Origin of the sequence: Mesorhizobium sp. INR15, from assembly GCF_015500075.1 — a bacterium.
GTDB lineage: Bacteria > Pseudomonadota > Alphaproteobacteria > Rhizobiales > Rhizobiaceae > Mesorhizobium.
The window spans coordinates 4,838,463-4,860,645 of sequence record NZ_CP045496.1 but is presented as its reverse complement, the minus strand read 5'-3'; the positions used below and the strand labels follow the sequence as shown (position 1 = coordinate 4,860,645).

Below are 22,183 nucleotides of genomic sequence, written 5' to 3'. Positions count from 1 at the left end.
CCATCTCAACGAGATGGCCGGTTATTCATTGCGGGGCATTGGCCCCGCGCGGCTGCCTCAGGTGCTTGATGCCGCTCATCTCGACGAAATTCGTCGCCGCGTCCCAGAGATAGTCGCCATAAAGAAAGGGTTCGAAGACCTCTGCATCGGCAAGCGGCAGTGGTGTGATCCTGGCGTCAACGCGCGGCTCGTAGAAGAATGGAATCGAGAGCCGCGCCGTTTTCGGCGCAATCACCCGGTGCCGTGTCGCGCGGACCCGTCCGCCCGTCCAGCGTTGCAGAAGTTGACCGAAATTGACCGCCAGCGTGCCGTCCGCAGGCGGAACATCGATCCATTCGCCGGCGAGGTTCTTCGCCTGCAGGCCTTCGACCCCGTCTTGCGCCAGCAGCGTCACGAAGCCGGAATCGGCGTGCTCTCGACCGATTATGGTGCGGCTTTCGCCTTTGTGGATGACCGAGAATTCCGGTCCGCTAACGTCGACACTGTTACCGTCGCGCAAGGGATAGCGGATCAGCCGCAGTGTCGAGATGCCGCCATTGAAGTCGGCATCGAAGACCGTTTCCGGCAGGCCAAGTCCGCGCGCGATCGATCGCATCAGCGCGTTGCCGACAGCCTCCATGGCCAGATAGTAGGCCGCCGCCGCCGCGCGCCAGCCCGGCAGCGTGGCCTCGGTCGGCAGCGGCGTCGGCTCGCGCAAGGGATCGTCGGAGGCCGGGACAGACGCCGCATGGGCAAGGTCCGGTCCCATGTCGATGCCTTCCTTGTAGGAGACGGCGCTGGGCTGCAATGGAAACCAGCCGCGATAGACGTTCTTCTTCGTGGGGTCGAAGTTCCAGCGCAGCAGTTTCTGCTTCTCGCTGTCCGGCAAATCGAAGAGCCGAAGCAGTCGCGCCCGTTTCTCCGGTGTCAGCCATTCGTCGCCAGGAAAATCCTTGATCGCCATGAAGCCGATGCCGGACGCGGCCACCATGATCTCAGCATCGACACGGTCACGGACGGGCGAGGGTGGGCCGAACAGGGCCGCGATCGCGATCGTTTCTATATCTTGCGCCATGACATCCGATCCGTGTTTGGGGCGTGCGGAATGAGGCGTTAGCGGCCTGGCCTTGTCAATCTCACCCGGTTCCGACCCAAGATCGCATCAGAGGAACAGATATCGTCATCAAGGCTTTTCAATTGACCCTGATGGGTCCGCCGCTACCTTTACGGCTCAATCCTTGGGAAGACGGATCCGGACCATGACAAAATATCAGGGCGGGTGCCTGTGTGGAGCGGTGCGCTACCACGCCGAGGCAGAGCCGCTCAACGAGCGCATTTGCCATTGCCGGGTCTGCCAGAAGGCGATCGGTGCCGCCTTCAATGCGCGCGTGCTGTTTCGCATCGATGACGTGACGATCGACGGACCGTTGGCAACCGTGAATTCCTCACCCGAGCTAAAACGTGGCTTTTGCCCGGGTTGCGGCACGACGATGTTTTCCCGGCGGGATTCAGCCGGCATCATCGGCGTCACCACCGGCTCACTCGACGACCCCTCGGTGTTCCAGCCGCAGATGCACATCTTCACCGGTTCCAAACAGCCCTGGGTCGTGCTCGATGACGGGTTGCCGCAATACGAAGGCGCGCCGCCGCCGGCCTGAAGCGTGCGCCTCGGCTCTCGGGCCGATCACGAAAACTTTTCGCCCGGAGACACGAGATAGCCGGCAAAGCGTCATTGGCGAGCCATCTTTGCAACCCTATCTGTGGGCTGCGGCGTGGCTTTCGAGGAGGCGAATATGACCGAAGGCAGACAGACCCTGGACGAGCTTCTGGGTGATCCGATGATCCAGCTGGTTATGGCGCGCGATCGCGTGCGCCCGGAAGAAGTGCGCATGTTGCTTGAGCGGGCCCGCACACCCTCCATGGAGCAGCCGCACGTACCCCCGGCTCACGTCATCGCCAGGACCTGCCAGAAGCTTTGGCTATGCCCCTGATTGCACCGGTGAGCGCACAAGGAACACGATTGTGAACATGAAAACCGGTCCGAATGGGCCGGTTTTGGTGCCTGCGTGGCGGCAGAAGCGCCAGCTTACAAAATCGTAAATTGATTCCTCGTTCCATGACGATAAGGCTTCCGCGGGGCTGACCGGCACCGGTCCTCCTGCGCAAGTTCGCTTCTCTCAGACATGGAATTCGACATGGCCGGCATGTGTACTCAAGGGTTGGACACCGGCTTCGCCGGTCTCGGATATGCCAAGGTGGCGTTTCTCGGCCTTGTGCAAGGCATCACCGAACTCTTGCCGATCTCGTCGACCGCCCATATGCGCATCGTGCCGGCTGTGCTTGGCTGGCAGGATCCCGGCTCCGCCTTCTCCGCCGCCATGCAACTCGCGGCGCTGGCCGCGGTGGTCAGCTACTTCTGGAGCGATGTCAGGGACATCGTCTTCGGCTCGCTTGGCGCTCTGGCGCGGCGCGATTTCGCTGACCGGTATTTCCGTCTCGCAACCTGGATTGTGTTGGCGACGATCCCGATCGTCATCGCCGGCATTGCGCTGTCGGGCGTGCTCAACGCCTGCGACTCGCCGCTGCGCAGCCTGACCGTCATCGGCTGGGCCTGCGTCGTCATGGCGATCCTGCTGGCGCTGGCCGAGATCTATGCGAGCCACAGGCGCACTGTCGATGACGCATCGCTCACCGATGCGCTGCTGATTGGCGTTGCTCAGGTCGGCGCACTGATCCCCGGCGTCTCGCGCTCTGGCTCCACGCTGACGGCGGCCCTTGGACTCGGCTTCAAGCGGGCGGAGGCGGCGCGCTTCTCGTTTCTGCTTGGCCTGCCGGCCATAGCACTTGCCGGTCTCAAGGAGCTTTGGGAACTGCACAAGGTTCATCTCGACGCACATGGCTGGTCGGTTCTGGCGGTGGGGCTGGTCGTCGCCTCGATTTCCGCCTTTTTCGCCATCTGGGGCCTGATGCGAGTGCTTGAACGCTTCTCCGCGTGGCCGTTCGTCATCTATCGCGGTGTGCTCGGCGTGGTTCTGTTGTTGAGCGTTGCCATGGGATGGCTCGTCTAAAAACGTTCGGGCTTCCATAGTCTCGCTTGGAAACGGGCTATAGCTTTGCCAGAAGCAAGATCTCGATTCCGGTAAGCCCATGGATTTTTTGACCCTCCTGCAATCGGCGCCATTGCTGTTGGCGTTGGCAAAGGGCGCGCTACCATCGGTGGCCGCTCTCGGCATGGGCTTTGGCCAATGGGTGACATCGCTGCCGCCATGCCGGGATTTCGCCTTCGAGACATCAGGCTATCTCATCTGCGAGGTTGATCCGAAGCGATACCAGATCGAATTCTTCTGGAAGGATTCCGCCGGCCAGCCCTACCATTCGCTGCACAATCTGGAAGCTGCACAGCAGGCAGCGGGGCGCACCATGCTGTTCGGCATCAACGCTGGGATGTATCACCCCAACCTCGATCCGGTCGGGCTCTATGTGGAGCACGGCCAGGAAATGACATCGGTGAAGGTCGGGACGGGCAGCGGTAATTTTTCGATGCAGCCGAACGGTATTTTCTATCTGGCCGATGGCAAGGCCGCTGTCCGTTCGACGAAGAGTTTGCTCGGTCGGCGTCCACGGCTGGAATTTGCCACGCAGTCCGGACCCATGCTGGTCATCGATGGCCAGCTTCATCCAAAATTCCGACCGGACAGCACGTCGCGCAAAACCCGTGACGGCGTTGGGGTACGCGATGACGGTGTCGCCGTCTTCGCGATTTCAAACGGGACCGTGACATTCCATGAATTCGCGCGGCTCTTTCGCGATGCGCTGGGCTGCCGGAATGCGCTGTTCCTCGATGGCTCGATATCGAGCCTGCTCGCCCCCGCCGTTGGCCGCAACGACGATTACTGGAATCTCGGGCCGATGATCGGTGTTTTCAGGAAACATGGCTAGCGATCGCGCTTGCCGCGATAACGCAGCTTGACGGCGATCACCGCGACGATGATCGCTGATATGGCAGCGATCATGACTGCGCCGGACAGGCTGGTCGCATCGAATCTGGCGAAACTATCAGCGCCCCTGGCCGCCAGCCATCCCGGCGACAGCACGACCGGTGCCCACACGATCGCCGACAGGATATTGGCGATCTGGAAGCGGAGGCGGTTCATACCCATCATGCCTGCGACCAGCGGCACGGTGGCACGCACGGGGCCGAAGAAGCGGCCGACGAAGACGGCGGCAGAACCATAGCGGTGAAAAAACAGCCGCGCCCTGGCGACTTCACGGCGATAGCGGTTGAGCGGCCATTTGTGGACGACACCTCTCCCGAGCCATTTGCCGAGGAAATAGGAGATGGTGTCGCCGAGAATTGCGCCGATCATCGCGGCGAGCAGGACGGGCAGGGGTTGAACGATGCCCGCACCCACAAGCCCGCCGACGATGATCAGCACCGTGGTGCCGGGCAAAAGGATGCCGACCAGCACCAGCGATTCGCCGAAGGCCAGCAGTCCGACCACGAGCCCAGCCCAGGCCTGATGGTTCTCGATGAAAGAAACGCTCTGGTCGACGAACGACTGCACGGCGGCTCCCCGGCGAGATGTGTTGCTCTAGCTGCCGCTGTCTAGGACGCTTCTCAACTCATCCAGCTTCTCGTTTACCAGCCAGCCGTAATAATTCTCCACCGGCAGCCTGCGGCCCTTGCCGCTCGCCACGGCGGCGCGCAGTTCAGCAGCGCGCTGCCTGGGCTGGCCGACATTGTAGAGCGTCGCGGTGATGCCAGGATTGGCGGAAATGTCGAAACCTTGTTCCTTGTAGGCATCGATGGCGTCGCGCACGATGGCGGCGATGTAGACGATGCTGCGGTCGGGATCCATGACGTCACGATAGATCGCCTGCGGGCGGTCGGGCGTCAGCCTGTCATAGCCGCTGACCTTGTTGACGAGATCGGTGACCTGCAGCGCGGTCAGCGGGCTGATCTGTCCAAGCCCGAATGTCTGGCCGGCGAAGAAGGGCTGGAAGAATGCCTGCTGGAAGGACAGCGCCTCATAGGTGACGCCATCTACCGTCTTGCCGCGAAAATGCTCGATCCATACCTGGTCGCGGCAGCTCCAGAGCGCCGCGCCGCCTTTTGCCTGTGCGCAGGCGGCGAATTCCGGCCGCTCGACAAAAGTCTGCACTGGCACACCCTTGTAGCGGAAGGAAAAGTCGAGCCCGGAGTAGGACAGCGCCTTGACATAATAAGTCTGGACCGACCCGACAGCGGTGACATTGTAGGTGTGTTCGCCGACCAGTGCGCCGACGATGTGGATCGGGTCGATATCGTAGAGGGCCGCCACCTGCTTGATATGCGCGATCAGCTTCTTCTCACGCTTCAGCAGCGCGATGATCTTTTCGTATTTCTCGTCATAGGTGGTTTTGAACGCGCGGGTTCGGTTCGCCGATGCATCCGGTATCGGCGGCTGTGTTTCCGCGCGGTTGCCGGGCGGGACGACGACAAGTGTATCGGCCGCGAGCGCCGTGCCGCATGGAGCGGCAGCGAGCAGGAGGACCAGGAGAAGCCGCTGCAAGGCAGTCATCGGGCGCCTTTTCGGATTTGCTGATATAGCCGGCACGGTGCCGCGTACCTGTCTCAACAGCCACATCATGGCACTGTCAAGGCTGCGCCGACACCGAGCATGTCAGCCTCGTTGGCAGGGCGTCCGACATGCTTAATAACTTGATTCAAACTTTATTGGTAATTTCTCGTTCATAACTGTGTCTGGTTTGTCCGTTGGCCGTCGCCTTCGGTCTGTTGTGTTTTGAGTACAGGTCCAGATGCGGCTATCGGGCATCCCCAGTTTCTTGATCGTATCACTGTGCCTTGCAGGATGTTCGTCGACATCCGGCATGGAGGCACTGGACATTCAAAAGCCGTCGAGCGAGACGACCAGTTCGGTCGTGCGGCCGAGTGCACCGATTGCTTCAGCTCCGATGGCCAGGGCCAGCAAGGCGCCCAGCAAGACACAAGATGTGGCCGAAGCAGAGCCTTCGGCTGAAATCGATCGCCCGTTTGGTTTGGCCGAGGAAGAGACCGTGGCGTTTGCCGCGCCCGCCCTGACCGACAGCGCCGAGCCACAGGTGGAGCCGGCTGCGCTCGTGTCGCCGCCAAAGCTTCTGTCGAGGGCGGCTCCCGCGATGCTTGCCGGGCCGCTCACGCGCTACGGCTTTCGCGATGCCAAGCCAATCAATTTCGGCAAGTCGTCGCCCCGGCATCTTGCCGTCCATGGCGTCGATGTCTCGCGCTGGCAAGGCAACGTCAATTGGGAAAAGCTGCGTGGCCAGGGCGCCAATTTCGCCTACATCAAGGCGACTGATGGCGGCGACCATCTCGATCCGATGTTCATGAAGAACTGGCGCAATGCCGAAGCAGCCGGCCTGAAGCGCGGCGCCTATCATTTCTTCTACTGGTGCCGCACCGCCGGCGAGCAGGCCGACTGGTTCATCCGCAATGTGCCGAAGATGGATGGTGCCTTGCCGCCGGTCATCGACGTCGAATGGAACGGTGAGTCCAGCTGCAAGCGGCGTCCGTCTCGCGAAAAGGTGCTGGAGAAGATGCAGGTCTTCATGGACAAGCTGGAACGCCATTACGGCCAGCGGCCCATCATCTACACCGCGCCCGATTTCTACCGCGACAACCTTCGGGGTGAATTCCTCGACTACTCATTCTGGGTGCGCGCCGTGGCACAGCACCCGTCAAAGGTCTATCCGGGCCGCAAGTGGCTGTTCTGGCAATATTCCGGCTCCGGCCTGTCGCATGGCGTCACCGGGCGCATCGATCTCAACGTCTTCCACGGCGACGAGCGGCAATGGCGCAATTTTGCCGGTGGACGGCAGACGGTGGCTGACGCGAACTGAGACATCTGGATTGACATTGTTGCCAGCGCCGGCTCGCCACCAACCGACCGACGGCAACAAAGCCCGTGGTAAGATGACGAATACGGCTGACATTCCAGTTTGACGCGCTGAGCGACGCTTAGTCGGCTTTTCCGAGAATAGACAAGACTTTGCCGCCGCCTTGATGTCTATGTCCAGGTTCCTGCACTCTTGGTCGTCGGGGGGACGAGTTGGAGCTCAAGCTGCTGTTGGTTGGGTTTGCCTGCGCTGTCGCCGGCATGCTGTCGCTCATCACCTTTGTGAAATGGCGAGAGGTCAAGGCGGTCAGCCGCTGGTTGCCGACGCCGGGGAAGATCATCTCGTCGCGTGTCGAAGCACGCGAGGTCAAAAGCTCGGGCGCGGGCTCCGACACCAGCAATTCCACCGAGATTCGCAATTTTCCGGCGATCACCTATGAGTACAAGGTGGGCGGCAAGAAATTTCAAAGCGCGCATTATAGCGTGCAGGAAAACCTCGGAAATTTCGAAGTCACGGAAACCCTTGCGCGGTTTCCACGCGGCGCCGAAGTGACCGTGTTTTATAACCCGACCAATCCGGCCAAGGCCGTCATCGAGCGCACCATGCCGGATGGCGCTTTCAAGTTCATGGTCCAGCTTTCGGCTGGTCTGGTGGTCGGAGCCTTGGTGCTGGTGTTTTCCGTCGGGGGTGTGCTCGAAGCGATCGGGCCGCATCTGCCCAAGCCGCAAAACCTGGGTGCGGCGGCATTCCTGCTGTTCATGGGCCTGTTTATCCTGCGCATGGGCTTCGCCCAGAAGTCGCTTGCCGATCAGGCGGCAAAATGGCCGACCACCGCCGGCCGCATCGATGCGTCAGGTCTTCAGGCACTCCAAATCCATGGCGGCTATCAACGCTGGCGCACCGTCTTCCGGTCTCGCATCGTCTACAGCTACGGCGTCGCCAACCAGCGCTACAGCGCCGATCGGGTGACCTTCGGTGCCACCGTGACGGCCTCGCTGCCCGGCCTCGTCAGCGGACAGGCCCGGCGTTATGCCGAGGGCAGCAAGGTCGACGTGCACTACGACCCCGCCAATCCCGGCTCGGCGGTGCTCGAATGCCGGGTGCGCGGCCTCTGGTTGCTTTGGACCTGTTCGGTAGGCTTTCTCGGCGGCGCGGCCTTGCTCGTTGGGCTGGTTTGACCGCCGCTGTGCGAAAGTCTTCAGCACCGCGCGAGAGGTCCGCTGTCAAAGCCCGGCCAGGTGAATCTCAAGCTGGTTCCAGTCTTGACGATATGGATGACGCGGGAAAACGGCTCCTCGAGCGTTGGATCAGAACCATAGCACTGGCTTGCATGGACCACCCAGCCGGTCGCGGTTTTGCGGAATGTCGCGTGTTCGCAGCCAAGCTCGGGAACCGACAGGGCGTTTTGCTGCACCGAGTATACGGTCTGGCTTTGGACGTCGGCACTGGCGGTACAGTTCGCCCGATCCTTGGACCATGTGCCGACATAAGGCTCGGTGGCCAACGCTGGGCCAGCCGCGAATGCACACATCGCCATCGTCACCATGAAACGCCGCATTCCGGATTTCTCCCCAGCCGCAGCGTTCGACCATACAAGCTATCGGGTTTCATGCCGGATAAGTTTCCATCAAGGAGCAGACAGATGTTCGGGGATTTCGCTTATCGTTCTGCGTGGATGATGCAATGTGCGAACCGAGGGCACCTGGCTTTGATTTCTCCCTCCTTTTCAAGAGACATCCGATGATCATTCGCAAGTCAGGCATCGTGTTTTTCAGCCTGCTCGGCCTGGTACAGGCGGCGAGCACGAAGGAATGCCTGCTGAGCCACGCCACCTATCGCGAGCCGCGCTCAGGCGCGATCCTGCAGTTCCGGCCGATCAACAACGAGCCGGCGGCGCTGACGACCGAGGTCTTTTCGCTGGCCGTGCCGAATACCGCGATCAGCCTCGCGGCCGACATCACCTGGACCAACGGCAAGAACTCGTTTCCGCTCGGCACCATCCGCCACACTTGCACCGATGACGATCGCGAGGCGGGTCTCGAGGATGGCAGCGGATTGTGTCGGGTGTGGGAGGGCCAAGTCTACGCCTTGACCGGTGGCGGCGCCGAGCAACTGAACTCACGCGAAGCGACACCCGCACCGAAAGGCCTGCTGCTGCCTGAATTCGGGGCGACGTTCACCGAATGGCCCGACTTCGCCCAGGCCAATCCCAATGGCTCGGCCTGGGACGCTTTTGCGCTGACAGGGTGCAGCGATGAATAGCGCGGTGAAGTCCATGATCGGGATCGGCGCCCTCTTTGCATCAGTGACGCTGGCTGCTGTCGCTTGTGCTGATGAACCCGCACCGTCGCGCCCGCCCATCGACAAATGCGTCTGGGAAAAGTTGGTGGACCAAAAGGTCAGACTGGCCGCCTGGGCGCAGCGCTGCGATTTCGGTTTCCGAAAAATCCATTTCGAATTCGCAGGCAATGCGCTTGCCATAAAATACAGCGATGGCGGCGACGCCGAACCGCTTGTCGAACTGTTCGATATCCACCCCGGCGAAACCGCCGAGGCCGCCTTGCAGCGTCTGTTCCTGGAAAAGACCGACAAGGCCATCAGCGCCCGCTGCGTGCTGACGCCTTACACGGAGGGAACCAAGCCCGCCGGCATCAAACGCTATACGTTCAGCCCGGACGCCGCCTACACGAAAGAACTGAAGGCGCTCGCCAATCCTGACGAGATTCCCGAGCCGCCCTGCGGCGAATGGGGCGTAGCGCCTGATGGTATCCAGTATTTCGAGGTGCCGGCGGGTGAGGGGCGGAAGCTTTTGTTTGTGCGTGTTGGGCAGGACGAGCCTTTGTTTGACGAGCAGACGCTGCGGGTGTTGCCGGCGGGGTAGCAAGAGCCTGCGTCGTATAGCGTTGGCCTACCAACAACCTCAAACGACTTCGGCCCGATCTTGCGACCGGGCCGATTGTCTTAGATAGCTAGAAATTCGCCTGTCGATCAGCTGCACCCGCTCGTGGCGCCACAAGTATCGCATTTCTCGCAGGTGCCATTCCGCACCATCGTAAAATTCTGGCACTCGGAGCAGGAGTTGCCGGTGTAGCCTTGCAGCAGGGACTTGGCGCGGCGGTCGGCGGCGAGCTTTTTCGCCTCGGCTGCTTCGTTTGCCGCTGCATCGGTGAACAGCGCCGAGGCCCCCGTGAGTTCGGACGCGGCACCAGCTGCTTCGTCGAAGGCGATGTCCTCGGCCAGTTCCTTGGCACGCTCCTCATAGTCGCGCTTGTAACCAATCGCCTGATCGGCTTTCAGCACGGTCGCCGTGGCCGACGACAGCGCCAGAACGTTGGAGCCGGAGAAGGCGGTCGGCGCCGAGCGGACAGGGGCGCTTGAGGGCGATCCACCGGCAAAGCCCTTCGGATCGCTGCTCACCGCCCGCGACACCAGCTTCACCGGCGAGCCGCGTGTCAGGCCCTTGGAGACGGCGTCGGTCTTGCCTTCGCTGATGCCGCGGCCAAGAGCGGTGTTGGAAAAGTCCGACTGGTCGACATGGGCGAGGTCGTTGCGGTCGAGATAGGAGATGGCGAGTTCGCGGAACACGTAGTCAAGGATCGACGTCGCGCTCTTGATCGCATCATTGCCGATGACCATGCCGGCCGGCTCGAACTTGGTGAAGGTGAAGGCATGCACATATTCGTCCAGCGGCACGCCATATTGCAGGCCGAGCGAGATGGCGATGGCGAAGTTGTTGAGAAGGCCACGCAGGGTGGCGCCTTCTTTGTTCATGTCGATGAAGATCTCGCCGAGACGGCCATCGTCATATTCGCCGGTGCGCAGGAAGATGGTGTTGCCACCGATCTTGGCCTTCTGCGTGTAGCCCTTGCGGCGGCCAGGCAGCTTTTCTTGCTCGCGCGACACGCGCTCGATGATGCGCTCGACAATCCGCTCGGTGATCTGCGCCGCACGCGCCGCCGCCGGTGCCTGGATCAACTGCTCGACCACATCGTCCTCGTCCTCCTCGCCATCGGCGAGCAGCGAGGCATTGAGCGGCTGCGACAGCTTGGAGCCGTCGCGATAAAGCGCATTGGCCTTCAGCGCCAGCTTCCACGACAGCATGTAGGCGCCCTTGGCGTCTTCCACCGTCGCGTCGTTGGGCATGTTGATGGTCTTGGAGATAGCGCCGGAGATGAAGGGCTGCGCCGCCGCCATCATCATGATGTGGCTGTTGATCGAAAGCGAACGCTTGCCGATCTTGCCGCACGGGCTGGCGCAATCGAACACCGCCAGGTGCTCCGCCTTGAGGAAGGGCGCACCCTCAAGGGTCATCGCACCACAGACATGGATGTTGGCGGCTTCGATGTCCTTCTTCGAAAAGCCAAGCGCCGGCAGCATTTCGAACGAGAAATCGTTGAGCTGCTCGTCGGTGAAGCCGAAATTCTCCTTCACCCAGTCGGCGCCGAGCGTCCACTGGTTGAAGACGAACTTGATGTCGAAGGCCGACTTCAGCGCAGCGTTGAGTGCCGCGATCTTCTCGTCGGTGAAACCCTTGGCCTTGAGCGAACCGGGGTTGACGGCCGGTGCCTGGTTGAGGTTGCCGTGGCCGACCGCATAGGCCTCGATCTCGGCAAGCTGCGCTTCCGAATAGCCAAGCGTGCGCAGCGCTTCCGGAACGGCGCGGTTGATGATCTTGAAGTAGCCGCCACCGGCGAGCTTCTTGAACTTCACCAGGGCGAAGTCAGGTTCGATGCCGGTGGTATCGCAATCCATGACCAGGCCGATCGTGCCGGTCGGCGCGATAACGGTCGCCTGTGCATTGCGGTAGCCATGCTCTTCGCCGAGTTCGATGGCGCGGTCCCAGGCAGCCTTGGCATGGGCAGCCAGTTCCGGCTGCTTGAGGTCGGAAGCGACCAGCGGCACCGGGTTGACGGCGAGCTTCTCGTAGCCGCCCTTTTCGCCATAGGCGGCGCGGCGGTGGTTGCGCATGACGCGCAGCATGTTCTGCGCATTGCGGTCGTAATCAGCGAAAGCGCCGAGTTCGGATGCCATCTCGGCCGAGGTGGCATAGGCAACGCCGGTCATGATCGCGGTGAGTGCGGCGCAAATGGCGCGGCCCTCGTCGGAGTCATAGGGAATGCCCGAGGTCATCAGCAGGCCGCCGATATTGGCGTAGCCGAGACCAAGCGTGCGGTATTCGTAGGACTGCTTGGCGATCTCCTTCGACGGGAACTGCGCCATCATGACGGAGATTTCCAGCACGATGGTCCACAGCCGAACCGTGTGCTCGTAGGCAGCGATGTCGATCGTGCCGTCGGCATTGCGGTAGGGCAGCAGGTTGATCGAGGCCAGGTTGCAGGCCGTGTCGTCGAGGAACATGTATTCCGAGCACGGGTTGGAGGCCCGGATCGCACCGGCGGAAGCGCAGGTGTGCCAGTCGTTCATCGTCGTGTTGAAGTGCAGGCCCGGATCGGCGGAAGCCCAGGCGGCGTAGCCGATCTTTTCCCAGAGGTCGCGTGCCTTCAGCGTCTTCATGACCTTGCCATCCTTGCGGGCGGTCAGGTGCCAGTCGGCATCGTCCTCGACAGCGCGCAGGAAATTGTCCTTCAGCGACACCGAATTGTTGGAGTTCTGGCCCGAAACGGTGAGATAGGCATCCGAATCCCAGTCGGTGTCGTAGGTCTTGAACGACATCGAGGTGTAGCCCTGCTTGGCGAACTGGATGACGCGGTAGATGTAGTTTTCCGGCACCGCGCTCTTCTTGGCCGCCTTGATCTCGCGCTTCAACGCGGTGTTGATCGCGGGGTCGAAGCAATCGTCATCCTGGCCTTCGCAATTGATGCAGGCCTTCATGATCGCCTCAAGATGTTTCTTGACGATCTTGGAGCCGGTGACGAGCGAGGCGACCTTCTGCTCTTCATTGACCTTCCAGTCGATGAATTCCTCGATATCGGGGTGGTCGGCGTCGACAATGACCATTTTCGCGGCGCGGCGCGTGGTGCCACCCGACTTGATGGCGCCGGCGGCGCGGTCGCCGATCTTGAGGAAGCTCATCAGGCCGGACGAACGGCCGCCGCCGGACAGCTTCTCGCCTTCGCCGCGCAGCATGGAGAAATTGGAGCCGGTGCCGGAGCCGTATTTGAACAGGCGCGCTTCGCGCACCCACAGATCCATGATGCCGCCTTCGTTGACAAGATCGTCCTGCACGCCCTGAATGAAACAGGCATGCGGCTGCGGATGCTCGTAGGAAGACTTCGACTTGGTCAGCTTGCCGGTGAAGGGGTCGACATAGAAGTGGCCCTGGCTCGGGCCGTCGATGCCGTAGGCCCAGTGCAGGCCGGTGTTGAACCATTGCGGCGAGTTTGGTGCGACGCGCTGGGTGGCCAGCATGTAGGCAAGCTCGTCACGGAAAGTGAGGGCGTCTTCGTCCGATTTAAAGTAGCCGCCCTTGTAGCCCCAATAGGTCCAGGTGCCGGCAAGACGGTCGAACACCTGACGGGCGTCGATCTCGGAGCCGTAGCGCTCGGCTTCCGGCAGCTTGGCGAGCTCGGCCTCGTCGGCGATCGAGCGCCACAGGAAGGAGGGGACGTCGTTCTCCTCGACCTTCTTCAGGCGAGCGGGAACGCCGGCCTTGCGGAAATACTTCTGCGCCAGGATGTCCGCGGCTACCTGGGAGAACTGCGTGGGGACATCGATATTGTCCAAGCGGAACACCACCGAACCATCCGGATTCTTGATCTCGGAAAGCGCCTTGCGGAACTCGATCTCCGCGTAAGCAGATTGTCCTGGCTTGGTGAAGCGACGCTCGATGCGCATTGGTCCGGATCCCTTTTGTCTATATATAGCGCTTTTCCCCAGGGATTTCTCCTCCCCAATGCGAAACGCGCAAGTCCGCCGTTTGCCGGCGTTCGAAAACACCGGCTCTCCATTTCGCGGTCTTCGTGGCCAGTCGGTCAAAACCTCTTGCGAGGCTTCTGTGCAACCCGCCAACGAACCCCGCGGGTCCATCAACTGAAACTTTTTTGCGATTCCCTCGACCGAGGGAAATTCACACTATCTAGCGTCGAACCTACCTGCAAACACTAAATATAGTATTAACAGACAATTTATTCCAGTCCGACAATTCTCCCTATCGTCCCCAGTCGCCCCACATTCCCAACGCTTCCGCCAGCCTCGTAAACAGGCGGAAATGCGGGAAAAAACTCACATAATCCGGGAAAAAGACCGGGCTCTGAACTTTCCGGTCGCGCTCTCAACAGGAGCGCATGGCCTATAAAAGGCGACTCGTTTTGCGCCGTCAAGGATTCGTTTGCGTAGCTTTTGTGACCCCAACATCTTGTGTGTCACATATGTGGATAACGGGGATAGAATGGGGGCATCGCAGGCTGTGGTTGCAGCAGACCGCCGCACGTGCCGTCGTGGATCGAACACGAAGTGCGTCATATCAAAGTGGCGAATTCGACCGTCCCGACGCCATCTTATGAAGAACGCCTGGCGCTACGCCACGGAGAACGTGTTTGAAGCGAGGCTCAGCCGTAGTGCAGCTTCGGCTTTGGCTCCTTGCCAGTGAATTGCACTCCGATCCGGTCGCTGCGGCGCCAGCGAACCTCGCAGCGATAGGCGACGCCGTCGACCGCGACGTAAAGGAGGAAGCGATCAGGCACCCTGGCCTCGAGCGGGATCTTCAGCTCCGCGCCGCCTTCATGCTGGTTGCGCAGCGTGCAGCCAACCTCCGAGTTCGAAATCCCGGTAATGATCGTCCCGCCCTTGAGCATACGCTGGCGGTGTTCGCGCCGTGGCTCATCGGAGTCTTCCGGAGATGGGTTTGCAGGGTTTGTCATCAATAGGCACCAGAGCAGCCAAACCCTACAGCTGATTCCTTAGCAAAGCATTCACAGTTGCGTGCAGCGGTTGCGCCGATTCAACCATGGATTGTTAAGCGTGTGATTGAACCTCAGCCGTGCATTCAATATCCGGTCATGAAAATCGGTGCGGGTCGGCGCAGAAATAGGCGATGATCTGGCAAAGATCCGGCTCGTTGACCATGCGTACGGCTTCGGATGAGCTGACCCATTTGCGGGTGCGGGAGCGTTTTTCCTTCCAGCGGTCGGCGATCTTGTCGACGTGCATCGGAAAGACGAGAACCTCGCAAGGCACTTCTTCACCGGAAGCAAGCGCCTTGGCGTAGAAATAGCGTCCAGCTTCGAGGTTGGAGATCGTCCCGCGCAACCCGGCTTCCTCACCCGCCTCGCGCGCCGCGGCTTCGCAGAGCGGCTCCTTGGCTTCCGGCCAACCCTTGGGAATCACCCAGCGGCCTGTGTCGCGACTGGTGATGAGCATGATCTCGACGCCATTTTCCGCATCGCGCCAGGGCAGGGCGGCAACCTGCAAACGACACGGTGCGGAGCCGAAGAGTCGCCGGACCCTTTCAGCCAGATGATTGTGCGCCGTCGGTCTCGTCAGCATCGCAGAAGCTAGCCCCAGCCTCCAGAATCGTTTGCCGTCTCATGAATCCTACGGCGAATTGTCAGCAATAAAAGTAAAAACTTTGATTGGACTGGCCAATTTTCGCCAAGAAAGGTCGATTTCACAAGAAATCGTGCTCAGCGAGCCCGGTTCTCGAAGCAAATGTCACTCTTGGGTAGCCGAAAATTGGAAAAACAGTTCGCTCCGAATCAGCCGGCGTGATCGTCGGCGATCGGTTTCTGGTAGGTGAAACCCATGTCCCAGGGGAAATAGATCCAGGTGTCCTGGCTGACTTCGGTGACGAAAGTATCGACCAGAGGCCGGCCCTTCGGCTTGGCGTAGACGGTGGCGAAATGCGCCTTTGGCATCATCGCGCGCACGATGCCCGCGGTCTTGCCGGTGTCGGTGAGGTCGTCGATGATCAGCACGCCGGCACCATCATCGACGAGCAGGGCCGGCGTTACATCCTTCAACACCTGCAATTGCCCCTGGCTGGTATAGTCATGATAGGAGGCGACACTGACCGTCTCGATGATCCGGATGCCGAGTTCGCGTGAGATGATCGCTGCCGGAACCAGGCCGCCGCGCGTGATGCACACGATTGCCTTCCATTGGCCTTTGTTGGCGCCGGCAAGCCGCCATGCGAGCGCGCGCGCGTCGCGGTGAAACTGGTCCCAGGAGACTGGAAAGGCTTTTTCAGGAAGGGACATTTCGCGCACTCCGAAGCGCGCGAGGACCGCGCGCAAGAACACAAGGGAATGCGCGCGGAATTAACTGGAAAGCCTTGGCTTTGGCAAGGGCAAGCCAAGCGATCGCTGTGGACCTATGCCCGATATTGCTTCAGCGCGACAGGAAAGCCGCCACAGGTACGGTCCGCAACACGGTACGCGTGACACCGCCGAACAGAAGCTGTCTCAGCCACGAATGGCTGTAGGCGCCGAGCACAAGCAGGTCGGCGCCGGTCTCCGTGATCCTCGTCTGAATGACATCGTCGACCGAGGCGCCCGCTGATTGCAGCACCGAGACACTGACATTGGCGCCATGGCGGGAAAGGGCGGACGCGATTTCGGCGCCGGCTGCCTCGGGGCTTTCGTCGAGCGTGTCAGGCGGATCGATGACCAGGATGTCGGTTTTTTCGGCTTCGATGATGAAGGGCAAGGCGTCGAAGGCGGCCCGCGCCGCTTCCTTGCTGCCGTTCCAGGCGAGCAGCACATGCTTGAAGCTGGTAATCAGCGGACCGGAGTGCGGCACCACCAGCACCGGCCGCCCGGCGTCATAGACAAGCGTGTCGACGTCGGCACTTGGATCGCCCCCAGACTCCCGTTGCGCGGCAATGATCAGGTCGGCGGTCCGAACGCTGGATATGCCGGTCAGTGCGCTGTCGCCGGAAAAGCTCTCAAGGCTGCGCCATTCGAAGGACAGCCCGGAATTCTCGATGTGCCTGAGGAAAGTCGCCTGCAATTTCTCGGCCCGCTCGCGGCTCATATCGGCCGAAACCTGCAGAAACTCGGTATCTGGAAAGCCGGTGGCCGAGGTGTAGGGCACGGGAAGCGCTTCGGCATGGATGCCGATCAAATGGCTCTGAAACCGGCTGGCAAGCGGAATTGCGCAGTCCAGAACGCGCTCGGCATCCTGTTCGTTCTGCAAAATGGCAACGATGGTCTTGAAACGCATGGGAATCCCTCATCTCTGACGCGATCGAGATCGCGCCAAGGAAACGTTGCAGCGCCGCGCTTGGTTCCGGTCTGGCCTAGCTCAGGCAGCTGTGTTGGCGAAACCCGCGACCATTGCCTCGACATCAGCCCGTGCGGCGTCCAGGGCCTCCTGGCTGCGGGCGCGCACGACAAGTTCCGTCCAGAATTTGCCGTCGCCGTATTTGGGATAGGAGCCAATGATCGTGTCCGGATGCGCTTTCTGGATGTCACCCAGCGGCCCGCCGATCAGGCCTTCGCCAAACGGGCAGTGGACCGTGGCCGACAGCATCTTGGTGCCGGCCTTCAGCGTCGGCACGACATTGTCGAGCATGGCCTGGAAGATCGACGGCACGCCGGCCATGACATGAACGTTGCCGATGCGGAAGCCGGGGGCCACGGACACCGGATTGTCGATGTGGTCGGCGCCGCGCGGCATCCGCGACATGCGCTTGCGCGCCTCGGTGTATTCGATGCCGCGCGCGGCGTAGCTCGCTTCCAGCATCGCGTAGGCCTTGGCATCGTATTCACAAGGCACGCCAAAGGCTTTTGAAATCGAGTCCGCTGTGATGTCGTCATGCGTGGGGCCGATGCCGCCGGTTGTGAAGACATAGGTGTAGCGGGCGCGGATGGCGTTGACGGCGGCGACGATCTCGTCCTCTTCGTCCGGAACGATGCGCACTTCTTTCAGGTCGATGCCAATCGCCGTCATGATGTCAGCCAGATGGCCGATGTTCTTGTCCTTGGTTCGGCCGGAGAGAATCTCATCGCCGATGACGAGCATGGCGGCGGTAACGATTTCAGGCATGGAAGGCTCCGGCACACGGGTCGTCTTTGGCAGACAAAGTCGCTTGAGATAGCGCGGCGGGAGGCTGGCGGCAATGCCACCTGAGCGGTGAACAATCTGTGCCCATATCCGCGATATCCCTCGAACGCCCAGCTCCGTAGAAAGCCCCGCCGGACTAGGCGGCTCCGGCAATCAGCATAAACGCATCAAGGAGATAGAATGGCGAAGGTACTTGTAGTCTATTATTCGAGCTGGGGTCATATGGAGCAGATGGCCAAGGCCGCTGCCGAAGGCGCGCGCGAGGCCGGCGCCGAGGTGAGCATCAAGCGGGTTGCCGAACTGGTGCCTGAGGCGGTTGCCAAGGCGGCGTATTACAAGCTCGACCAGGAAGCACCAATCGCCGATCCGCTCGAGCTTGGCGACTATGACGCCATCATTGTCGGCGCCTCGACGCGCTATGGCGCCATGGCCGCGCAACTGAAGAACTTCTTTGACCAGACCGGGCCGCTCTGGGCCAAGGGCGCGCTGCTGGATAAGGTCGGCTCGGTGATGGTATCGACCGCCACCCAGCATGGCGGCGCCGAGCTGGCGCTGATCAGCACGCAGGCGATGCTGCAGCACCACGGCATGATCATCGTACCGCTCTCCTATGCCTATCAGGGTCAGATGGGTAACGATGTGGTGCGCGGCGGCGCCCCTTATGGCATGACCACGACCAGCGACGGCGACGGTTCGCGTCAGCCTTCGGAGCAGGAGCTCGAAGGCGCGAAATTCCAGGGCAAGCGCGTCGCTGAAATCACCCGGAAATTGCACGGCTGATTTCTTGTCCAAAGCGGCAGGGTCAAGCATCCTCTAGGTTCGCCGTGTTGGGCGCTGGGACATCCAACAGCGCAAAGAAGGGCGGCTCGCAAGGCTGCCCTTTTTGCAACTTTGCCGGCGAGCCGGGGATGGGTAAGGTGCGCCCGTTCAGTTCCGGGTGAAGAATGCTGGTATCGATTCTGTCGTGGCTGTTTGGCGTGTTTTTTCTGCTGGCAGTCCTGATCATTGCTGGCTTGTTGCTGGCAACGCAGTGGATCGGCGCGAGGGCCGAACGGCTTGTCCCGCCTGTCGGCAAATTCATCGATATCGACGGCAGCCGCATCCACTATGTCGAAACAGGCGAAGGCCTGCCGATCGTCTTCCTGCATGGTCTTGGCGCGCAGCTCCACCATTTTCGTGACACGCTGTTTGGCCGTTTCGGCCCAGGCTATCGGCTGATTGCACTCGACCGTCCGGGCGCCGGCTATTCAGCACGGCCCAGCAACGGCACCGGCCGGCTGCCTGAACAGGCCGAGACGGTGCGGCGCTTCATCGATGCGTTGGGCCTGGAAAAGCCGCTGGTGGTCGGCCATTCCCTGGGAGGCGCAATTGCGTTGGCGCTGGCGGTTGAGCACCCCGCCGTGATTTCTGGCATCGCGTTGCTGGCGCCGCTGACGCGCATGGAAGGCAGCGTGCGCAAGAAATTCGGCTCGCTCTATATCCGCTCACGCCTGCTGCGCTGGATCATGGCCCATACCGTGGCGATACCCATGAGCCTGAGATACGCCAGGCCGACGATGGAGTTCGTCTTCGCGCCGCAAGCCTTGCCGGCCGACTACATGACCGAGGGCGGCGGCTGGCTGGGGCTCAGGCCAGGCCATTTCTACGCCACGTCGACCGACATCGTGGCGATCGAGCAAGATCTTGGCCGCATCAGGCAGCGCTATGGCGACATTGCCATGCCGGTCGGGATTCTGTTCGGCACCGCCGACCATGTGCTTGATATCGGCACGCAAGGCGATCCGATGGCGTCGGGGATCAAGGATCTGGATTTCGAGCGGGTCGATGGGCTCGGCCACATGCCGCAATTCGTCGAGCCGGAACGGATCGTCGCTTTCATCGAGCGCATCGCCACCCGAGCCTTTTCCAGCCGGACGTCGCCTCACAACAGTTTCACTGAACCATCGTAGTAATTGGCGGTGTTAGCCGTGCCGCACCGAGCACCGGCCACCGTTGACGCCATCAACTCAGTCGGAAACCTCGGTCTGCGGCCGGTCCCGTCCATCGGCCAGTTCTTCATGCCATTTGCCGTCGGCGTCCTCGTACTGAATGCCATCGGTAGCCCCGGCGACCTGCTGTTCGGCGGACGCAATCTCGGCAGCGCGAAGCGCATCGTTGTGGCTCGGAAATGTCTCCGAAAAAGTCGCCCCGACCTTGTAGGCCCAACCGCCGTCATGCTCGACGATCTTGTAAGTCAGCTTCGCCATGAAAATCCTCCGGTTGAAAACTCCGCCTGCTCAATGCAGGCGGTCGTCTGCCAGTCTGTCGTCCGGCACCAGCACTTCCGATTCCCGTGCGGCTTCGATCAATGCCCGGCGCGCTTCCGCGGTCGAACGATAACCTTCCAGCACTTTGAGGCAAGTGTCGAGGGCATCACGATGGCGCGGGCCGCGATTGAGCGGCCACACCGTCATAAGGCACTCGGCAGCCTCCTGGGTGCTGCGGATATGGCGATATTTGCCGACGTGGCCGAGTTCGACGACGACAGGCACTTCAAAGGGTTTGTTGTCCATGGCGGCCAACGCAAAGCAGCCAATTTGGTTGCAAACGTGTCGTCGGCCTGCGCCCAAAAGTCGCGTCGCGTTTACGACGCGCTTCAAATCTCCGCTCGATGCGTGCCCCGAACCCGAACTTTTTGGGCGAAATGGATTGGCGTCTCAATAGCCGCAATCGTTGCGCAGCCAGCGCGCATTCGCCCAGCCGGTCGTGCCGCCGATCTCGACCTGGTACCAGTTGCCGCGCCGGTCGAAGATCTCGGTGTGATCGCCGTTGAACAATTGGCCGATCATGCGCGACGACGAATTCGGCCGCGTCCGCACCGCCAGAAAGCCGCTGCCGGTGGCGAGATTGTAGCGGCCGGACAGGCCGTGCACCGTGCCTTCGCAATATTGCGCGCCCGCGGGTGCCGATGTGCCGAGCCAAAGCCCTGCTACGAGCGTTGTGGCCGCGACCCCCAAAATTGCCCTGAATGTCATGATATCAGCTCCCATCCCGGCCGCGCCAAGGCGGCCTTCCCCAACGGAATACTTTACGGAGCGGATTAAAGCGAAGCTGTGGCGGACTGTCCAGCCGCTTTGCCGGACAGTCCGCCGGGCGTTGCTGCTTAGCTGGCTGCCTTCATCCAGTGTTCCATCGTCGTTACGGAACGGGCGAGTTGCTGCGCCGGATGGATTTTCTCGCCGAACGTCGCGGCGGCACGCCAGCCCCAGCGCGGATCGGCCAGGAAGCCGCGTCCCAGCGCCACCATGTCGGCGCGGCCCTGGGCGATGACAGCCTCCGCCTGCTTCGGGTCATCGATCAAGCCAACCGCCCGCGTTGGAATGTCAGCGCCCTTGCGTACCGCTTCCGCAAGATGAACCTGATAGCCGGGACCGGCCGGCAGCTTCTGGAGGGGTGAATTGCCACCGCTCGAGCAACAGAGATAGGCGACGCCAACCGCCTTCAGCGCTTTGGCCACTTCGATCGCATCCTCGACGTCGAAGCCGCCATCGACCCAGTCTTTGACCGATAGGCGCGCACCCAGCATCAGCTTGGGAGCAGCCTTCTTCACCGCCTTGGCGATCTCGACGGCAAAGCGCATGCGGTTTTCGACGGAACCGCCCCAGCGGTCCGTGCGCTGGTTGGAAAGCGGTGACAGGAACTGGAAGATCAGATAGCCGTGCGCCGCGTGCAGTTCGATGAAGTCGAAGCCGGCGCGCTCGGCTCGCCGCGCGGCATCGGCAAAACGTTCGATGAGTTGCAGGATCTCGTCATCCTCAAGTGCATGCGGCACATTCCAACCCTTGTCGTAGGGGATGGCGGAAGCCGAAACAGTCTGCCAGGGGTCCTCGTTGGCCTTCAGAGGTCCGCCGCCGTCCCACGGCTTCTGGTTGGAAGCCTTGCGGCCGGCATGGGCGAGTTGCGTGCCGAATTTGGTGCCAGGGGCCGCGACCCGCTTGGCGGCATCGAGTGCCCGCTTGGCGGCGGCCTCGTTGTCGTCGGAATAGAGGCCGAGGCAGCCATGCGAAATGCGGCCGCGCCGCTCGACATCCGTCATCTCGACGGTGACCATGCCGGCGCCGGACATGGCGAGGTTCATCCAGTGATACAAATGCCAGTCGCTGGCGGAGCCGTCTTCAGCCGAGTATTGGCACATCGGCGCAACGGCAATGCGGTTCGGAAAGGTCAGGCCGTCGAGCGTGATCGGCTGAAAAAGCGATGCGGTCATCAAGGAGACTCCGGATGGGGGTAGATCAGCTATCTAGGTAATCGATCCTCTACGCGCCAGACACGAGGCGGTGAAGCTTCGTCTGGACCAATCACTGCCTGGATTGCGCGCGCACCGGTT

24 protein-coding genes are annotated in these 22,183 nt (G+C 61.4%); 10 read left to right on the top strand and 14 right to left on the bottom strand.

What is annotated here, in order from left to right:
• Nucleotides 1–25: 25 nt before the first annotated feature.
• Complete coding sequence (locus tag GA829_RS23685; protein WP_195175026.1) at nucleotides 26–1,054, bottom strand: isopenicillin N synthase family dioxygenase; 1,029 nt, start codon at nucleotides 1,052–1,054, stop codon at nucleotides 26–28.
• 184 nt (nucleotides 1,055–1,238) lie between these two features.
• Here GA829_RS23685 and GA829_RS23680 point away from each other — a divergent pair, with 184 nt between their 5' ends.
• The 4 genes from GA829_RS23680 (at nucleotide 1,239) to GA829_RS23665 (ending at nucleotide 3,918) form a co-directional block, all read left to right on the top strand.
• Nucleotides 1,239–1,637, top strand: a complete 399-nt coding sequence (locus GA829_RS23680) for a GFA family protein (protein WP_195175025.1) — start codon at nucleotides 1,239–1,241, stop codon at nucleotides 1,635–1,637.
• Nucleotides 1,638–1,772: 135 nt separating this feature from the next.
• Nucleotides 1,773–1,970, top strand: a complete 198-nt coding sequence (locus GA829_RS23675) for a hypothetical protein (protein WP_195175024.1) — start codon at nucleotides 1,773–1,775, stop codon at nucleotides 1,968–1,970.
• A gap of 204 nt (nucleotides 1,971–2,174) precedes the next feature.
• Nucleotides 2,175–3,047 (top strand): undecaprenyl-diphosphate phosphatase, encoded by an 873-nt coding sequence (locus GA829_RS23670; RefSeq protein WP_195175023.1) that lies wholly within the window; start codon nucleotides 2,175–2,177, stop codon nucleotides 3,045–3,047.
• Between the two features lie 79 nt (nucleotides 3,048–3,126).
• A complete protein-coding gene (locus GA829_RS23665; RefSeq protein WP_195175022.1) occupies nucleotides 3,127–3,918 on the top strand; it encodes a phosphodiester glycosidase family protein in 792 nt (263 codons plus the stop codon).
• On the opposite strand, the gene GA829_RS23660 is transcribed toward GA829_RS23665, so the two are convergent.
• A complete protein-coding gene (locus GA829_RS23660) occupies nucleotides 3,915–4,544 on the bottom strand; it encodes a DedA family protein (RefSeq protein ID WP_195175021.1) in 630 nt (209 codons plus the stop codon). The genes GA829_RS23665 and GA829_RS23660 overlap by 4 nt on opposite strands.
• A 27-nt stretch (nucleotides 4,545–4,571) precedes the next feature.
• Nucleotides 4,572–5,540, bottom strand: coding sequence for a DUF1402 family protein (locus GA829_RS23655; protein WP_258051874.1), 969 nt, complete (start codon nucleotides 5,538–5,540; stop codon nucleotides 4,572–4,574).
• Between the two features lie 238 nt (nucleotides 5,541–5,778).
• Between GA829_RS23655 and GA829_RS23650 the strand changes: the two genes are divergently transcribed.
• Both GA829_RS23650 and GA829_RS23645 read left to right on the top strand, forming a co-directional pair.
• On the top strand, nucleotides 5,779–6,858 hold the full coding sequence (locus GA829_RS23650) for a glycoside hydrolase family 25 protein (RefSeq protein ID WP_195175019.1): 1,080 nt from the start codon (nucleotides 5,779–5,781) through the stop codon (nucleotides 6,856–6,858).
• 209 nt (nucleotides 6,859–7,067) lie between these two features.
• Complete coding sequence (locus GA829_RS23645) at nucleotides 7,068–8,033, top strand: DUF3592 domain-containing protein (protein ID WP_195175018.1); 966 nt, start codon at nucleotides 7,068–7,070, stop codon at nucleotides 8,031–8,033.
• Nucleotides 8,034–8,053: 20 nt separating this feature from the next.
• On the opposite strand, the gene GA829_RS23640 is transcribed toward GA829_RS23645, so the two are convergent.
• On the bottom strand, nucleotides 8,054–8,413 hold the full coding sequence (locus tag GA829_RS23640; RefSeq protein WP_195175017.1) for a hypothetical protein: 360 nt from the start codon (nucleotides 8,411–8,413) through the stop codon (nucleotides 8,054–8,056).
• Nucleotides 8,414–8,595: 182 nt separating this feature from the next.
• Between GA829_RS23640 and GA829_RS23635 the strand changes: the two genes are divergently transcribed.
• Both GA829_RS23635 and GA829_RS23630 read left to right on the top strand, forming a co-directional pair.
• On the top strand, nucleotides 8,596–9,117 hold the full coding sequence (locus GA829_RS23635) for a hypothetical protein (RefSeq protein ID WP_195175016.1): 522 nt from the start codon (nucleotides 8,596–8,598) through the stop codon (nucleotides 9,115–9,117).
• A gap of 124 nt (nucleotides 9,118–9,241) precedes the next feature.
• Nucleotides 9,242–9,736 (top strand): hypothetical protein, encoded by a 495-nt coding sequence (locus GA829_RS23630; protein WP_258051873.1) that lies wholly within the window; start codon nucleotides 9,242–9,244, stop codon nucleotides 9,734–9,736.
• A 107-nt stretch (nucleotides 9,737–9,843) separates the two neighbouring features.
• On the opposite strand, the gene GA829_RS23625 is transcribed toward GA829_RS23630, so the two are convergent.
• The 6 genes from GA829_RS23625 to GA829_RS23600 all read right to left on the bottom strand — a co-directional run bounded on the left by GA829_RS23625 (nucleotide 9,844) and on the right by GA829_RS23600 (nucleotide 17,799).
• Nucleotides 9,844–13,650 (bottom strand): vitamin B12-dependent ribonucleotide reductase, encoded by a 3,807-nt coding sequence (locus GA829_RS23625; protein ID WP_195175014.1) that lies wholly within the window; start codon nucleotides 13,648–13,650, stop codon nucleotides 9,844–9,846.
• 713 nt (nucleotides 13,651–14,363) lie between these two features.
• Nucleotides 14,364–14,675, bottom strand: coding sequence for a PilZ domain-containing protein (locus GA829_RS23620; RefSeq protein WP_195175013.1), 312 nt, complete (start codon nucleotides 14,673–14,675; stop codon nucleotides 14,364–14,366).
• Between the two features lie 136 nt (nucleotides 14,676–14,811).
• Nucleotides 14,812–15,300: an NUDIX hydrolase gene (locus GA829_RS23615; protein WP_195175012.1), complete on the bottom strand. Its 489-nt coding sequence runs from the start codon at nucleotides 15,298–15,300 to the stop codon at nucleotides 14,812–14,814.
• A gap of 209 nt (nucleotides 15,301–15,509) precedes the next feature.
• Entirely contained in the window at nucleotides 15,510–16,010 is a 501-nt protein-coding gene (gpt, locus tag GA829_RS23610; protein WP_195175011.1) for a xanthine phosphoribosyltransferase, read from the bottom strand.
• A gap of 130 nt (nucleotides 16,011–16,140) precedes the next feature.
• The gene (locus GA829_RS23605; protein ID WP_195175010.1) at nucleotides 16,141–16,974 is read right to left on the bottom strand and encodes a universal stress protein; all 834 of its coding nucleotides are present in this window, start codon (nucleotides 16,972–16,974) and stop codon (nucleotides 16,141–16,143) included.
• Between the two features lie 81 nt (nucleotides 16,975–17,055).
• Entirely contained in the window at nucleotides 17,056–17,799 is a 744-nt protein-coding gene (locus GA829_RS23600) for a competence/damage-inducible protein A (protein WP_195175009.1), read from the bottom strand.
• A gap of 198 nt (nucleotides 17,800–17,997) precedes the next feature.
• Here GA829_RS23600 and wrbA point away from each other — a divergent pair, with 198 nt between their 5' ends.
• Together wrbA and GA829_RS23590 are read left to right on the top strand one after the other, a co-directional pair.
• Complete coding sequence (gene wrbA, locus GA829_RS23595; RefSeq protein ID WP_195175008.1) at nucleotides 17,998–18,597, top strand: NAD(P)H:quinone oxidoreductase type IV; 600 nt, start codon at nucleotides 17,998–18,000, stop codon at nucleotides 18,595–18,597.
• 164 nt (nucleotides 18,598–18,761) lie between these two features.
• Nucleotides 18,762–19,766 (top strand): alpha/beta fold hydrolase, encoded by a 1,005-nt coding sequence (locus GA829_RS23590; protein WP_195175007.1) that lies wholly within the window; start codon nucleotides 18,762–18,764, stop codon nucleotides 19,764–19,766.
• 57 nt (nucleotides 19,767–19,823) lie between these two features.
• Here GA829_RS23590 and GA829_RS23585 read toward each other — a convergent pair whose 3' ends face one another.
• The 4 genes from GA829_RS23585 to GA829_RS23570 form a co-directional block, all read right to left on the bottom strand.
• Nucleotides 19,824–20,063, bottom strand: a complete 240-nt coding sequence (locus GA829_RS23585; RefSeq protein WP_195175006.1) for a DUF2188 domain-containing protein — start codon at nucleotides 20,061–20,063, stop codon at nucleotides 19,824–19,826.
• Nucleotides 20,064–20,093: 30 nt separating this feature from the next.
• Nucleotides 20,094–20,369 carry a DUF982 domain-containing protein gene (locus tag GA829_RS23580; protein WP_195179786.1) on the bottom strand — a complete coding sequence of 92 codons (276 nt, stop codon included), beginning with the start codon at nucleotides 20,367–20,369 and terminating at the stop codon, nucleotides 20,094–20,096.
• Nucleotides 20,370–20,513: 144 nt separating this feature from the next.
• Nucleotides 20,514–20,831 (bottom strand): SH3 domain-containing protein, encoded by a 318-nt coding sequence (locus GA829_RS23575; protein WP_195175005.1) that lies wholly within the window; start codon nucleotides 20,829–20,831, stop codon nucleotides 20,514–20,516.
• 128 nt (nucleotides 20,832–20,959) lie between these two features.
• Nucleotides 20,960–22,063: an NADH:flavin oxidoreductase/NADH oxidase gene (locus tag GA829_RS23570; RefSeq protein WP_195175004.1), complete on the bottom strand. Its 1,104-nt coding sequence runs from the start codon at nucleotides 22,061–22,063 to the stop codon at nucleotides 20,960–20,962.
• Between the last annotated feature and the right edge of the window lie 120 nt (nucleotides 22,064–22,183).

What these genes read in the sequence shown, in the direction of transcription:
- GA829_RS23685 (WP_195175026.1), bottom strand. Translation starts at nt 1,054, where the DNA reads ATGGCGCAAGATATAGAAACGATCGCGATCGCGGCCCTGTTCGGCCCA.
- GA829_RS23680 (WP_195175025.1), top strand. Translation starts at nt 1,239, where the DNA reads ATGACAAAATATCAGGGCGGGTGCCTGTGTGGAGCGGTGCGCTACCAC.
- GA829_RS23675 (WP_195175024.1), top strand. Translation starts at nt 1,773, where the DNA reads ATGACCGAAGGCAGACAGACCCTGGACGAGCTTCTGGGTGATCCGATG.
- GA829_RS23670 (WP_195175023.1), top strand. Translation starts at nt 2,175, where the DNA reads ATGGCCGGCATGTGTACTCAAGGGTTGGACACCGGCTTCGCCGGTCTC.
- GA829_RS23665 (WP_195175022.1), top strand. Translation starts at nt 3,127, where the DNA reads ATGGATTTTTTGACCCTCCTGCAATCGGCGCCATTGCTGTTGGCGTTG.
- GA829_RS23655 (WP_258051874.1), bottom strand. Translation starts at nt 5,540, where the DNA reads ATGACTGCCTTGCAGCGGCTTCTCCTGGTCCTCCTGCTCGCTGCCGCT.
- GA829_RS23650 (WP_195175019.1), top strand. Translation starts at nt 5,779, where the DNA reads ATGCGGCTATCGGGCATCCCCAGTTTCTTGATCGTATCACTGTGCCTT.
- GA829_RS23640 (WP_195175017.1), bottom strand. Translation starts at nt 8,413, where the DNA reads ATGCGGCGTTTCATGGTGACGATGGCGATGTGTGCATTCGCGGCTGGC.
- GA829_RS23635 (WP_195175016.1), top strand. Translation starts at nt 8,596, where the DNA reads ATGATCATTCGCAAGTCAGGCATCGTGTTTTTCAGCCTGCTCGGCCTG.
- GA829_RS23625 (WP_195175014.1), bottom strand. Translation starts at nt 13,650, where the DNA reads ATGCGCATCGAGCGTCGCTTCACCAAGCCAGGACAATCTGCTTACGCG.
- GA829_RS23620 (WP_195175013.1), bottom strand. Translation starts at nt 14,675, where the DNA reads ATGACAAACCCTGCAAACCCATCTCCGGAAGACTCCGATGAGCCACGG.
- GA829_RS23615 (WP_195175012.1), bottom strand. Translation starts at nt 15,300, where the DNA reads ATGCTGACGAGACCGACGGCGCACAATCATCTGGCTGAAAGGGTCCGG.
- gpt (WP_195175011.1), bottom strand. Translation starts at nt 16,010, where the DNA reads ATGTCCCTTCCTGAAAAAGCCTTTCCAGTCTCCTGGGACCAGTTTCAC.
- GA829_RS23605 (WP_195175010.1), bottom strand. Translation starts at nt 16,974, where the DNA reads ATGCGTTTCAAGACCATCGTTGCCATTTTGCAGAACGAACAGGATGCC.
- GA829_RS23600 (WP_195175009.1), bottom strand. Translation starts at nt 17,799, where the DNA reads ATGCCTGAAATCGTTACCGCCGCCATGCTCGTCATCGGCGATGAGATT.
- wrbA (WP_195175008.1), top strand. Translation starts at nt 17,998, where the DNA reads ATGGCGAAGGTACTTGTAGTCTATTATTCGAGCTGGGGTCATATGGAG.
- GA829_RS23590 (WP_195175007.1), top strand. Translation starts at nt 18,762, where the DNA reads ATGCTGGTATCGATTCTGTCGTGGCTGTTTGGCGTGTTTTTTCTGCTG.
- GA829_RS23585 (WP_195175006.1), bottom strand. Translation starts at nt 20,063, where the DNA reads ATGGCGAAGCTGACTTACAAGATCGTCGAGCATGACGGCGGTTGGGCC.
- GA829_RS23580 (WP_195179786.1), bottom strand. Translation starts at nt 20,369, where the DNA reads ATGGACAACAAACCCTTTGAAGTGCCTGTCGTCGTCGAACTCGGCCAC.
- GA829_RS23575 (WP_195175005.1), bottom strand. Translation starts at nt 20,831, where the DNA reads ATGACATTCAGGGCAATTTTGGGGGTCGCGGCCACAACGCTCGTAGCA.
- GA829_RS23570 (WP_195175004.1), bottom strand. Translation starts at nt 22,063, where the DNA reads ATGACCGCATCGCTTTTTCAGCCGATCACGCTCGACGGCCTGACCTTT.